General features: G+C 60.5%; 13 protein-coding genes and 1 riboswitch. Of the genes, 4 read left to right on the forward strand and 9 right to left on the reverse strand.

What is annotated here, in order from left to right:
• Positions 1–20: 20 nt before the first annotated feature.
• The 4 genes from ABOK31_RS26480 to oiaX all read right to left on the reverse strand — a co-directional run bounded on the left by ABOK31_RS26480 (position 21) and on the right by oiaX (position 4,558).
• The gene (locus tag ABOK31_RS26480) at positions 21–962 is read right to left on the reverse strand and encodes a D-ribose ABC transporter substrate-binding protein (protein ID WP_174173027.1); all 942 of its coding nucleotides are present in this window, start codon (positions 960–962) and stop codon (positions 21–23) included.
• 78 nt (positions 963–1,040) lie between these two features.
• Positions 1,041–1,868, reverse strand: a complete 828-nt coding sequence (locus ABOK31_RS26485) for a phosphogluconate dehydrogenase C-terminal domain-containing protein (RefSeq protein ID WP_349959734.1) — start codon at positions 1,866–1,868, stop codon at positions 1,041–1,043.
• A 90-nt stretch (positions 1,869–1,958) separates the two neighbouring features.
• Positions 1,959–3,293: a four-carbon acid sugar kinase family protein gene (locus ABOK31_RS26490; protein ID WP_349959735.1), complete on the reverse strand. Its 1,335-nt coding sequence runs from the start codon at positions 3,291–3,293 to the stop codon at positions 1,959–1,961.
• A 5-nt stretch (positions 3,294–3,298) separates the two neighbouring features.
• On the reverse strand, positions 3,299–4,558 hold the full coding sequence (gene oiaX, locus ABOK31_RS26495; RefSeq protein WP_349959737.1) for a 3-oxo-isoapionate-4-phosphate decarboxylase OiaX: 1,260 nt from the start codon (positions 4,556–4,558) through the stop codon (positions 3,299–3,301).
• Positions 4,559–4,744: 186 nt separating this feature from the next.
• Here oiaX and ABOK31_RS26500 point away from each other — a divergent pair, with 186 nt between their 5' ends.
• Positions 4,745–5,449, forward strand: a complete 705-nt coding sequence (locus ABOK31_RS26500; protein ID WP_075854214.1) for a transcriptional regulator NanR — start codon at positions 4,745–4,747, stop codon at positions 5,447–5,449.
• Here the strand turns inward: ABOK31_RS26500 and ABOK31_RS26505 are convergent.
• Positions 5,437–5,907 carry a hypothetical protein gene (locus tag ABOK31_RS26505; RefSeq protein ID WP_174173023.1) on the reverse strand — a complete coding sequence of 157 codons (471 nt, stop codon included), beginning with the start codon at positions 5,905–5,907 and terminating at the stop codon, positions 5,437–5,439. The genes ABOK31_RS26500 and ABOK31_RS26505 overlap by 13 nt on opposite strands.
• Positions 5,908–5,967: 60 nt before the next feature.
• Here ABOK31_RS26505 and ABOK31_RS26510 point away from each other — a divergent pair, with 60 nt between their 5' ends.
• Positions 5,968–6,840: an undecaprenyl-diphosphate phosphatase gene (locus tag ABOK31_RS26510; RefSeq protein ID WP_349959739.1), complete on the forward strand. Its 873-nt coding sequence runs from the start codon at positions 5,968–5,970 to the stop codon at positions 6,838–6,840.
• Positions 6,841–6,917: 77 nt separating this feature from the next.
• Here ABOK31_RS26510 and ABOK31_RS26515 read toward each other — a convergent pair whose 3' ends face one another.
• Genes ABOK31_RS26515 through thiM form a run of 4 tightly spaced genes read right to left on the reverse strand, consistent with a single transcriptional unit; the run spans position 6,918 to position 9,932 of the window.
• On the reverse strand, positions 6,918–7,682 hold the full coding sequence (locus ABOK31_RS26515) for a 3-oxoacyl-ACP reductase (protein WP_349959741.1): 765 nt from the start codon (positions 7,680–7,682) through the stop codon (positions 6,918–6,920).
• Positions 7,683–7,693: 11 nt separating this feature from the next.
• Positions 7,694–8,500 carry a bifunctional hydroxymethylpyrimidine kinase/phosphomethylpyrimidine kinase gene (gene thiD / locus ABOK31_RS26520; protein ID WP_349959743.1) on the reverse strand — a complete coding sequence of 269 codons (807 nt, stop codon included), beginning with the start codon at positions 8,498–8,500 and terminating at the stop codon, positions 7,694–7,696.
• The gene (gene thiE / locus ABOK31_RS26525) at positions 8,497–9,132 is read right to left on the reverse strand and encodes a thiamine phosphate synthase (RefSeq protein WP_349959745.1); all 636 of its coding nucleotides are present in this window, start codon (positions 9,130–9,132) and stop codon (positions 8,497–8,499) included. The genes thiD and thiE overlap by 4 nt, the downstream gene beginning before the upstream one ends.
• Positions 9,129–9,932: a hydroxyethylthiazole kinase gene (gene thiM, locus ABOK31_RS26530; RefSeq protein ID WP_349959747.1), complete on the reverse strand. Its 804-nt coding sequence runs from the start codon at positions 9,930–9,932 to the stop codon at positions 9,129–9,131. Before thiM ends, thiE begins: the two co-directional genes overlap by 4 nt.
• 51 nt (positions 9,933–9,983) lie before the next feature.
• Positions 9,984–10,080: riboswitch (TPP riboswitch) on the reverse strand.
• Between the two features lie 228 nt (positions 10,081–10,308).
• Between thiM and ABOK31_RS26535 the strand changes: the two genes are divergently transcribed.
• Together ABOK31_RS26535 and yghU are read left to right on the forward strand one after the other, a co-directional pair.
• Complete coding sequence (locus tag ABOK31_RS26535) at positions 10,309–10,455, forward strand: DUF1127 domain-containing protein (RefSeq protein ID WP_015342994.1); 147 nt, start codon at positions 10,309–10,311, stop codon at positions 10,453–10,455.
• A gap of 572 nt (positions 10,456–11,027) precedes the next feature.
• Positions 11,028–11,903, forward strand: coding sequence for a glutathione-dependent disulfide-bond oxidoreductase (gene yghU / locus ABOK31_RS26540; RefSeq protein WP_349959750.1), 876 nt, complete (start codon positions 11,028–11,030; stop codon positions 11,901–11,903).
• The last annotated feature ends 189 nt before the right edge of the window (positions 11,904–12,092 follow it).

A 12,092-nucleotide genomic window follows, 5' to 3' on the forward strand; every position in this document is an offset into this window, starting at 1 on the left:
CCGGCTCTAGTGGTCCGCCATCAGTTCTTCAGTGCGAAGGTCTCAAGTTTGTCGGCGTTGTCGGCATTGATGAGGACGCAATCCATCAATTGCTTCTCATCCTTCGGCGCCGTCTTGTTCTTGATGTAAGCATCGGCCTGTTCGACCGCCTTCTGCGCCTGGGCATAGGCTGGCTGCATGACCGTCGCCTTGATGCCGCCGGCCTTGATGGAGTCGCGCACATCGTTGGAACCGTCGAAGCCGACGACGATCACATCCTTGCGGCCGGCGGCCTGCAGGGCGGCGATCGCGCCCATCGCCATGGTGTCGTTGCCCGAAATTACGCCCTTGATGTCAGGATTTGCCTGAAGGATGGTTTCCATCTTGGCGTAGGCTTCGGTCTGGCTCCAGTTTGCCGACTGCTTGGCGACCAGCTTCAGGTCCGGATAGTCGTCGATGACGTCGTGATAGCCCTGCGAGCGGATGCCGGCATTGGTGTCGGCTTCCCGGCCGACGAGTTCGGCATAATTGCCTTTCTCGCCCATCAGCTTGACGAATTCCTGCGCACCGAGCTGCGCGCCCTGATAATTATTGGAAACGATCTGGGCGACGGCGATGCCGGTGACGTTGATTTCACGGTCGATGAGGAAGGAGGGGATGCCTGCATCCTTGGCCTTCTTCAAGGCAGCGACCGTCGCATCTGCGCCGGCATTGTCGAGGATGATGGCCTTGGCGCCGCGTCCAATCGCCGTGTCGATGACTTCCGATTGCTTGTTGGCATCGTCGTCATGCGTCATGACAAGCGTCTCGTAACCCAGCTCTTTTGCCTTGGCTTCGGCGCCGACGGCCTCTGCCTTGAAGAATGGATTATCGAAGGCCGGTGTGATGATGGCGATCAGATCGGCCGCGAAGGCCGGCATTGCCGTGCCCAGCGCCAGTGCGCCGGTGAAGGCTGCAAGTGTCAGTCTGCGTGTCAGTTTCATGGTCTCCTCCCAGTTATGAAACAGCCCTGTTCCCGGCAGGGCAGCAAGGGGAGGGCGACGCCCTCCCCGGGACGTCGATCAGGTGATGCGACGGATGCTTTCTGCGATCTCCTGCGGCTCGAAGACCTTCTTCCAGTCGTCGCGCATCAGGGCAGGGATGCCGAATTCGATTGCCTTGTTGCAGGCATCGGAGAACACACCGTCGACTTCCTTGAAGATGACGGCGCCGAGCACGTTCATGTGGCCGAGCAGGAAGTCGCGGGCGGCTTCTGCCGGAACGCCGCGGGTAACGCATTCATCCATGGCCTGGCGCATGATGACGAGCAGCGAGGCGCAAACGGTTTCGGAAAGACCCGGCTCCAGCATCGCCATCTGCTCGACGGTGACGCGGTGCGAGCGCATGACGGGGGCCCAGATGACCTTGGCGATTTCCTCGCCGAGAGCATAGGCACTTTCCGGACCCTGCATCAGCGCCGAAACGATATGCTGCTTGGCAAAGAGGCCACCGAAATGGTCCTTCTTGGCCTGCATGTCGGTCTCGTCGTTGAAGATTGGCGGATGGCAGGGATGGGTGACGAAATAGGTGAGGTCTTCGCGCTGCGGCAGATGGCCTGCAAAGGGTGCGGCGGCGTCGAGAGCGACGACCATCGTGCCCGGCTTCAGCTTGTCGACGATGCCGGCGGCAACCTTGCCGATCGCGGTGTCCGGCACGGCAAGGATAACCACGTCTGCGCCATCGAGCGCGGCATCGGCAGGTACGCAATCGACGGAAAGATCATTCTTCAGGCGAGCCTTGCCGGCGTCGCTGACCTCGACATGGCGCACATCGAAGCGCGAGCCTTTCAGGTTCTTGGCGAGCCGGTAGCCCATTTTGCCGCCGGCGCCGAAAAGAGCAATTGCTGTCATGGTAGTACCTCGTTCACTTTCAGAGTGTGGTATCGCAAGTGGTATAATGAGTCAATGAGTATGCCAACGGATTGCCGAAGAATGGCGCAGCTATGATCCTCTTCCGTCGCGGATCTGGGCGAAGTAGCCGTCGGTGCCGACCTGTCCGCCCTTCAGTGCAATCTGCAGGCCATTGGTGGGCGCGTAGCTGCCGTGGGCCGTGCAAAGCGGCGAACCTGGCGTCTGTGGCAATGGCAACAGGGTCGTTAGTGCCTCGACCCGCAGTTCCTTCAGAGCGTGGCTCGACGTGTCGCCGCCGGCAATGACGGCGCGACTAAGCTTTTCATGTTCGATCAGCCGCCGCAGGATTGTACCGAGGGCTTGGCCGAGGCGATGGCGTGCGCCGGGAATGCGGTCGATATCGCCGCCGCGGTCGGCGGAAGGGCCGAGTGCTGTGTGAAAGATGACGCTGCGTCCGGCCTGGAGGCTGGCCACACCCGCAGCGACCGCTGTGTCCAGCGCCTGCTCGGCATTTTCTCCGACAAGCGCCAAGGGATTGAGATCGATGCCGTCAAAACCTTCAGCCGTGGCGCGGCGGATTTGTCGCTCCGTCGTCGGCGACACGCTGCCGGAAACGACCGCCAGGCGATCCACCTTGCCCGGAAGAGCGAACTCCGGCCTTTCTCCGATCAGGCTCTCATTGCGCCACGCCTTGAGAAGGGCATACTCGACACCGGATGAGCCTGCGACAAAAGCGTTGCCCTTGCTTGCAAGACGCCATAGCTGGTGGCCGGCGGCGGTCTGAGTTTCCGGGCTGTCGACGTCAAGCAGCAGGATACCGTCCTTGCCCCCCGTCAGCGCATCGATCCGAGCGTCGGCATCGGCTGCCCGGACGATGACGAGGTCGGCGAGGCGGACGGGGAGGGACGTCTGCCTGCTCAGATGCGCGGCCAGATCGGCCTCATCCATTGGTGTGACGGGGTGGCGGCTCATGACTGGGTGTCTGTCGATGCGAAAGACTTCGCCTTGATACGCGGCGAAGAGATGGCCAAAGGCAGTGTAACGCTTGAGCTGCGGCGCCCCGACCACGACCGGCACGACGGATTGCTCAAAGAGAGCCTTGCCGATCTCGATCGCCTTGCCGATGTTGCCGATCTTGGCGCTGGAATCGAAGGTCGAGCAGACCTTGTAATGGCACATCGTGGCGTCGAGGCTCTTCAGCCATTCGAAGACGGGCGTCAGATGCTCGTCCATCCATTGCGGCGTTTCGCTGCGGCTGGTGCCGGCAATGCCGATGGCGCGGCAATGCTTGAACCGTTCGAGCATGACCTCGCTCGGAATGCCGAGGAAGAGAGCCGTCGGCACGCCGTTCGAGGCAAGCGCCTCCATGACATCGGTGGAGCCGGTAAAATCATCGCCGTAATAGCTGAGAAGAAGATTGGACATCGCTGTCAGGCGTCCTTGCCGTCACTGAATTTTGCGATCGAGGCAGCAAGCTCGGGATGGTCCTTGGCATATTGTTCAAGCGGAATGTCCGAAACCGCCGCCTGCCAGGCCTGCTGGATGGCGCGAACGCCCGCCGCCGGTCCGAAGGGATGGCTGACGATGCCGCCGCCGCAGAGATAGAGGAGGTCCGTCGTCCGGCCGGTGCGCTGATAGGTTTCCGGCGCCTGGCCGCCCCATTGGCCGGAACCGGCAACGGGAAGCGGACAGTCGGATGGGTCGAAGAGCGGCGTGCTGATAGCCTTGAAGGATTCGACGAAGCTGTCGTCAGGCTCCCAATATTTGACCCTGATGCCGTTGATCTGGAACTGGTCAACCCCTAGCAGGCGCCAGAACTGTTGGTAGACTTTGAAATCCATGCCGGCGCCGGGATGACGGGTCAGGATATCCCAGCCATTGCGATGCGCATGCAGGACGAGTCCTGAACGCTTGCGCAGGAAGCTCATGCCGCCGAAGCCGATGGAATTGATGTTGACGACGGCGCAATTGCCGCCGGCCTTCAGCACCAGATCGTGGTTGCGCATCATCTCGTCGGGATCGGCATGCGAAATGCCGAAGGCGTACATCACCTTCTTGCCGGTCTTCTGCTCGTGATCGAGGATCAGCGGCATGATGGCTTCGACGCGCTCTTTGAGCGGCGAATAGGCGGGGCTCATCAGCTTCTCGTCATCCTTGATGAAATCGACGCCAGAGCTGATCAATTCACCGACGAGTGCCGCCGTTTCCTTCGGTCGAAGGCCGAGCGCGGGCTTGACGATGGTGCCGATGATCGGACGGCCGCTGACGCCGGTCAGGCGCATGCTGCCGGAAACGCCGAATTGTGGGCCGGGATGCGCGTCGCGAAAGGCGGTTGGCAGCTTCATGTCGACGATGCGAATGCCGGTCATGCCCTTGATCGAGAAGACGCCGCCGATCGCGATCGTCATCAGCGCCGCAAGATCGGTACCGATCGCATCCAGTGGAAAGGCAATGTCGACATCGGCGCGATAGATCGGACCATGGCCCTCCGCCGCTTCCGGCCAGGTCGGGCGTTCGGTGTCGGCAAGGGGGCGGATCGCGGTGACCCGCGCCGCCACACGCGCCTTGAGCTCTTCCGTCTCGCCCGGCACGGCGACGAAGGTGCCGGTCGACTGATCGCTGGCGATCTTGCGAGCCATCGCCTCGATGCTGCCGGGCGTTTCGATACGGTAGGTGATGGTGATGGTCATGAGTGGATGAATGCTCCTCTCGCCGACGATTTTTCGCGTGGCGCAAACTGGTGATCTGGTATAATGAGTATTCCAACTTCTGCAACGATTTTTTTGCCCGGTTGCCGATAAGGCGTTTCGTATGGGCTTCCGCCATCGCGGTCAAAAATGCATAAGGGAGGAAAAGCTTTGGGAAAGCGGGATTCCATGAGCCAGCCAGTCGAACAAATTGTACGTCGAAAGCTATCCGATGAAGTATTCGACCGACTGGAACGGTTGATTACGTCGGGAGAGCTCAAGCCCGGGGATGAGATGCCGTCCGAGCGCGTTCTTATGGAGCGTTTCGGTGTCGGGCGTCCGGCGATCCGCGAAGCCATGCAGGCGCTTGCCAATATGGGGCTGGTCAACATTTCCCACGGTGAACGTGCCAAGGTGCTTCAGTTGACGGCAAAGTCGATCTTCCGGCAGGTCGACCTGACTGCGAAGATCATGTTGTCGCAATCCTCCGACTCGCTTGAGCAGCTGAAGAGCGCGCGCATCTTCTTCGAGCGCGGCATGGCGCGAGAGGCGGCTCAGCGCGCGAGCAAGAAGGATGTTGCCGATCTTCACGAGATCATCGAGCGGCAGCGCGCATCCCTTGGCCATGCGGAGGATTTCATTTCTGCCGATATGCAGTTCCACACGCGCATTGCTCAGATTTCCGGCAATCCGATCTTCGGCGCCGTCAGCGAAGCGATGCTCGCATGGCTGAAAGCCTATCACACCGATATGCTGATCTGGACCGGCAAGGAAAAATTCACGCTGGTCGAACATGAGGAAATTCTTGCGCGCCTGGCTGAAAACGATGCCGATGGCGCCGAGCAGGCGATGCTCAAGCATCTGGAAAGATCGCGTGCGCTCTATACGAAATGAACCTGTCGGGGCTCGCCCTGAGATGGCGCCGCGGCGCAGTGCCTTTGTCGTAATTCCTCCCCAATCCTTATGGAATCTATTGGCACACAAATGAGGTGTGCGTGATGATCCATTTCTTTCAGCGAAACACGGCGTTTTTCCTGGCCGCCATCATGACAGCCGTCGCCATAACCGTTTACAATCTGAGCTGCCTTCTGCTCAGGCATCATCACACGATGCTGCACAATCTGCATCATGCGGCAGGCGCCCTGGTCCTCCTGGCCGGCTTCTACACCATGATCCGCTACATGCAGGCGCTGCCGGATGATGAAGGCTAGAAATACGCCAAACTGCGAAATTCGCGCCGGCAATTTCAGATAGAGTTCAGGCTCCGCGGCTATATCCTCGCCTTGTCCAGACGCGAAATCGGTGACGCCTTCGCCAGGTGTTGCCAATTTCAAATTGGGAACCAGTTTCACAGCTAGTTCGTCGCACCACTCCGGTGCAAAGCCCCCATGAACAACTGAGGATATCAAAACGTGGCTGATGTTTGTACGCAAGGCGTGGACACGGGCTTTGTCGCCCTGGGCTATGCCAAGATCGCAATTCTAGGCGTCGTGCAGGGATTGACCGAGCTGCTGCCGGTTTCGTCCACCGCCCATATGCGCCTGGTGCCGGCCTTGCTCGGCTGGCAGGACCCCGGTTCTGCCTTCTCGGCTACGATGCAGCTTGCCGCCCTAGCCGCGATTGTCTCCTATTTCTGGAGCGACGTTCGCTATGTTACCTTTGGATCTCTTGATGCGATCAGGCAAAGGGATTGGCGTTCGCCCGCCGTCCGCCTTGCGATCGCCATCGTGATTGCGACGGTACCGATCGTGATCGCCGGCCTGCTCCTGTCATCCTCCTTGAATGCCTGCGGCACGTCGTTCCGCAGCCTCTGGGTGATCGGTATCGCCTGCCTGGTCATGGGCTTGTTGCTGGCGATCGCGGAACTCTACAGCCGCCATCGGAAAGATATCGAGCAGATGACGCTGATCGATGCTCTTTTCGTCGGCATCACACAAGTCGGTGCGCTTGTTCCCGGTGTCTCGCGTTCCGGTTCGACACTGACTGGTGCGCTGTTCCTTGGCCTGAAGCGCGAGGAGGCGGCACGGTTCTCGTTCCTGTTGGGCTTGCCGGCCATTGCGCTTGCCGGCTTGAAGGAGCTGTTCACACTCTACAAAGCTCACATCCCGATGGAGGCCTGGTCGGTCCTGCTCATCGGCCTGATTGTTGGCAGCATATCGTCCTTCATCACCATCTGGGGACTGATGCGCTTCCTGGAGCGCTTTTCGACCTGGCCTTTCGTCATCTACCGCATCGTGCTCGGCGCGGTCATCATATTCGGCGTGCTGACCATGGGATGGGCGTGAGCGGACGGTTCTAACCGGCTGCAAAGGCTTAATTGGCGCTGCCTTTCAAGGCAGCGCCTTTTTTCGTTCTCGAGCCGTTATCCGAAGACGAGACCGCCGTCGACGATCAGATTTTGCCCGGTCACGGCGCGTGCCCAGGGGCTTGCGAAGAAGAGCACTGCGTCGGCCGCCTCTTCCGGCGACGTGACACGGCGCAGTGGTGTATTCGCGGCGATGATATCGAAGACGGCTTCCGGCGTGGCGCTGCTCGCATCCGTCGTACGCAAGAGGCCGCCAGAGACCATGTTGACGGTGATTCCTAGCGGGCCGAGTTCCGCGGCAGCCGTGCGGGTCAGCGACAGCAATGCCGCCTTGGCCGCGGTATAATCATGATAGGGCACCACCGGATTCTGGAAGAGGTTGGTGCCGATGGTGACGATCCGGCCGAAGCCTGCCTCAGCCATTGCCGGTCGCGCCGCCTGTATCAGGTTCAAGCCGCCCTGCAGGGCGGTTTCCAGCTGCTTAGCCATCTCTGCCCAGCCCAAGGCATCCAGTTTCGAGCGCGCATCACCGTTGAAGCTGAAATCGGCCAGCGCATTGTGCACGATGGTCGTCGGCGTTCCGAAATGCTTGGCAACGTCGGAAACAAGCCGCTTGGTGGCTTCCACGTCGCGAATATCGGCTTGAAAAGCTTTTGCATGATCGCCGAGCTCCGCTGCAAGCGCTTCTGCGCTCTCGCGGCTTGCGCGATAATTGATCGCCACTCTCGCGCCTTCCCGGGCAAAGGCCTTCGCTATGGCGGCGCCGAGACCACGCCCGGCGCCGGAAACGATGACGACTTGGTCCTTGAGTGAAAGACTCATTTCTCTACTCCTTATTTGTTTGGCCAGAGTGCATGGAAATGCTGCACTGGTCCGTGGCCGCTCCCAACGGAAAGCTGGCCTGCGGCAGCAACCGCGGCAGCAAGATAGTTTTTGCCGACCGCGATAGCTTCGGGAAGCGGCAGGCCCTTGGCGATCTCCGCAGCGATGGCGCTGGAGAGCGTGCAACCTGTCCCATGCGTATTCTTGGTCGGCAGCCGCTCGGCTTCGAACCAGGTCACGCGGCCGGCGCCTGCCAGCACATCCGGGCTTTCGTCACCATCGAGATGGCCGCCCTTGACGAGGACAGCCGAAGGCCCGAGCGCAGCCAGCGCAAGTGCTTGACGTGCCATGTCTCCGCGGCTTTTCGCCTCCACGTCATGCAACAGCGCAGCCGCTTCGGGCAGGTTCGGTGTAATGACCGTCGCCAGCGGCAGCAGCCGCGTGGTCAGCACGTCAACGGCATCGGCAGCCAGCAGGGCGGCGCCACCCTTGGCGATCATCACCGGGTCGAGGATGATGGGCACATCACGATGTCGCACCAGAATGTCTGCGACGGCATTGGCGATGGCGGCATTGGCGATCATGCCGATCTTGACGGCATCCACCCGGACGTCGGCAAAGATCGCATTGATCTGGTCCGCCACGAAATGTGTAGGCACGGGATGGACGCCGGAGACGCCCTGCGTGTTTTGCGCGGTCAATGCGGTCAGAGCTGCCATTCCATAGACGCCGCGGGCGGAGAAAGCCTTCAGGTCGGCCTGGATGCCAGCACCGCCGGAGGGATCTGAGCCAGCGATGGATAAGACATTACGGATCATAGGCGAGCCTCCTTGATGGCTTTCGCGATGAGGGCTGTCGCGGCTTGCGGGTCCGGTTGGCCGCAAATGGCCGAGACGACCGCGAGACCATCGGCGCCGGCCGAGTAAACGCTCGCGGCATGTTCTGCCTTGAGGCCGCCGATCGCGACTGATGGAATCGGGCAAAGCCTGACGATGCGGGCAAGCCCGTCGAAGCCGATCGGCTGCTTGTGGTCGGGCTTGGTGGGCGTAGCAAAGACCGGACCGATGCCGGCGTAATCGACGATACCGGCATCTATGGAGGAGGCGAGGGCTTCCGTTTCCACCGAGAGGCCGAGGATCATGTCCGGCCCGATCATTCGGCGCGCATTGGCAGCATTCATATCCTCCTGACCGATATGGAGGCCATCGGCGTTGATGGCGATAGCGGCCTCGACATTGTCGTTGACGATCAGCCGGACATTCGTTCCGTGCAGGATTTGCTTGAGGGCGCGGCCCGTCTCGATCATGGCTGCGGTCGAAGCCTCCTTGTCGCGAAGCTGGATGATGGTGGCGCCACCGGCCACCGCCGCCCGCGTCGTCTCCACCATGCCGAGGTCGCGGCACAGCACGGGATCGAGGACGAGATAGAGCGAGAGATCGACGTCTTTCATGCTGCCGATATCCTTGCGTCGCGATCCAGCACTTCCGGGGTAAGGCCGGCGAGGGCATCGAGGAAGTGCCAGGAGAAGGAGCCGGGGCCATTCGCCGTCGCTCCCGCCTGTGTGCCAGCGACGGCAAAGACGGTAAGCGCCGCTATGGTCGCATCGAGCGGATCATCTGGAGTTGCTGCCGCAAACGCACCGACGAGGCAGGTCAGCGAGCATCCGAGTGCGGTCACTTGCGGCATCAATGGCGAGCCGCCGGCGATGCGCTTCGCCTTCTGCCCATCCGTCACAAAATCCGTAACGCCGGTGACCGCGACTATGCAGCCGTGCCTTTCAGCAAGCTGTCGGGCGGAATCTTCGGCTTGCTCGACGGTATCCCTGCTATCGACGCCCTGGCCGCGGCTCGTGCCGCCGGCGAGCGCGATGATCTCGGATGCGTTGCCGCGAATGATAGTCGGCTTTAGCTCCAGCAAGCGCGCGATGGCATCGCGACGAAACGCAGTCGCATAATGGGCGACGGGATCGAGGACCCAGGGCTTGCCGGCATTGTTTGCCGACCTCGCAGCCGCCAGCATGCCCGCAAGCCAGCCGGACGAGAGCGTGCCGATATTGATTGTCAGCGCGCCGGAGATAGCGGCAAACTCGCCGGCTTCCTCTTCGGCATGCACCATTGCCGGCGATGCCCCGGCGGCAAGCATCACATTGGCCGCGATATTCATGGCGACGAAATTGGTGATGCATTGTACCAGCGGAGGTTTGGCCCGCATGGTGTAAAGCAGATTGCCTGCAGTTGTTTGGTCTTGCATATCGCCCCTTTCGGGCGGGCGAGACGCGTAGGGACGACGTGCTGGCGCTTTACGAGGTCCCGAGCGACTCCCTCCGCCAGCATGATCTGGTTCAGGTTCGAAGGGTGCTTCTCAGCCCGCCGGATGGCGGACGCCCCTGTCTCTCATCTCTCTTCTTTTCGCAGACAAAGGCGGCGCTGTCATCATCAAATCATAAAAGCCATTCTGACACCGGAGATCGCCCGCTCTTTCGGCGACCTATGCAATGAGTGCATGGGTGGAGTGATCCCTTAGCTCTGCAAAAAGCTGCGGGCTTCGACTATATGTCTCTCATCGAAGCGACGGGAGCGCCAAGCACGGCCGCTCAGCTTCGAAAGCCCAAGGAAAGGGGATCATCATGAACGTAGCACGCTCTTTCAACAACTGGCGCAAGTATCGTCAGACGGTCGCCGAACTGGGCCGTATGTCCACGCGCGAACTGCACGACCTGGGTATCGATCGCGGCGAAATCCGCAACGTTGCCCGCGCAGCGATCGCTCGCTAACGGCCGCAACGGCTCCTTATAAAGCTGCATTATGCCAGCGCCTGTTCCTCCGAGCAGGCGCTTTTGCTTTGTGGATATTGCCGTTCATTTTTGCCGCGCTCGCTGAAGATTGCATCAGTTCAGCTCTCTGCTTTTCGCATGGCGCATAACTGCCTTGCAAAGAAATGCCTATGAACTGAGCAAAAGACTGGTATCTTCCCACTCACCGAAGCGATGCATCTCCTCCCGCATCCCTTCGCTTGGCAGACGTCCTTATCCTCCTCCCAGGGACGGCTGCAGGAACAGCGGAACTCCTCCTCCCATCCGCTGTTCGGTTCTTGTAGAAAGCCTGCCGCACCTCCTCCCGCGGCAGGCTTTTTCGTTTCATCGAACCTTCACGCGATTCCGGATGCCTAATTTGGCGTAGTGACGGCAGCCCGGGGCAAACTGCATGGGCACAAAACGGGCGCCGGCACATTAAAGAGTGCGCAATCTCCTCTCGCAAAAATGAATGCTCGCCACTATGTGCGACCTATGTAGCGCGCTACATCGAAGATCGCCCCCAATTTGATTCCCGAAAAAGGAGGATGCCCATGACCGGTTCTGCCGAATACACGCCGCCGAAAATCTGGACCTGGAACAAGGCCAATGGCGGCCAGTTCGCCAATATCAACCGTCCGATTGCCGGGCCGACCCACGACAAGGAGTTGCCCGTCGGTCGTCATCCCCTCCAGCTTTATTCGCTGGGAACGCCGAATGGCGTGAAAGTGACCATCATGCTCGAAGAGCTGCTGGCGCTCGGCCATAGCGGCGCTGAATATGATGCCTGGCTGATCAAGATCGGCGAAGGCGATCAGTTCGGCAGTGGTTTCGTTGACGTCAACCCGAATTCGAAGATCCCGGCCTTGCTCGATCGCAGCGGCCCGAAGCCGGTCCGCGTCTTCGAATCGGCCTCAATTTTGATGTATCTCGCCGAAAAGTTCGGCGCCTTTCTGCCGACCGAGCAGCCGGCTCGTGCCGAATGCATCTCCTGGCTGTTCTGGCAGATGGGCAGCGCACCCTATCTCGGCGGCGGTTTCGGTCATTTCTACGCCTATGCGCCGACGAAGATCGAATATGCGATCGACCGTTTCGCCATGGAGGTGAAGCGCCAACTCGACGTGCTCGACCGCCGTCTGGCTGAAAGCGAATATATCGCCGGTAGCGACTACACGATCGCCGATATCGCCATCTGGCCGTGGTACGGCGGTTTGGCCAAGGGCTGGCAGTACGGCGCGGCTGAATTCCTGCAGGTGCAGGATTACAAGAATGTGCAGCGCTGGGCCGAGCAGGTTTACGCACGTCCAGCAGTTAAGCGCGGTCGTATGGTCAACCGCATGTCGGGCAATCCGTCCGAGCAACTGCGTGAGCGCCATGACGCGAGCGATTTCGATACGAAGACACAGGATAAACTGGAAGCTGCCGGCTAATCCAACAATTCCCTTTTGCAGTGATGAGCTCGCGGCCCTCAGGACCGCGAGTTTTTTATTGTGCCTGCCACCGGGCATTGCTGGTCTTGGCAAGTCAGCTTCGCTCCACCTTGCGAAGCGTAATGTTCGACTGCCGAGGGTCCCCCGCTCGGCATAGAACGCGGCGCGATCCTGCGAAGCGTTTCGATT

The sequence above is a fragment of the Rhizobium sp. ZPR4 genome (assembly GCF_040215725.1).
In the GTDB taxonomy this organism is placed as follows: domain Bacteria; phylum Pseudomonadota; class Alphaproteobacteria; order Rhizobiales; family Rhizobiaceae; genus Rhizobium; species Rhizobium rhizogenes_D.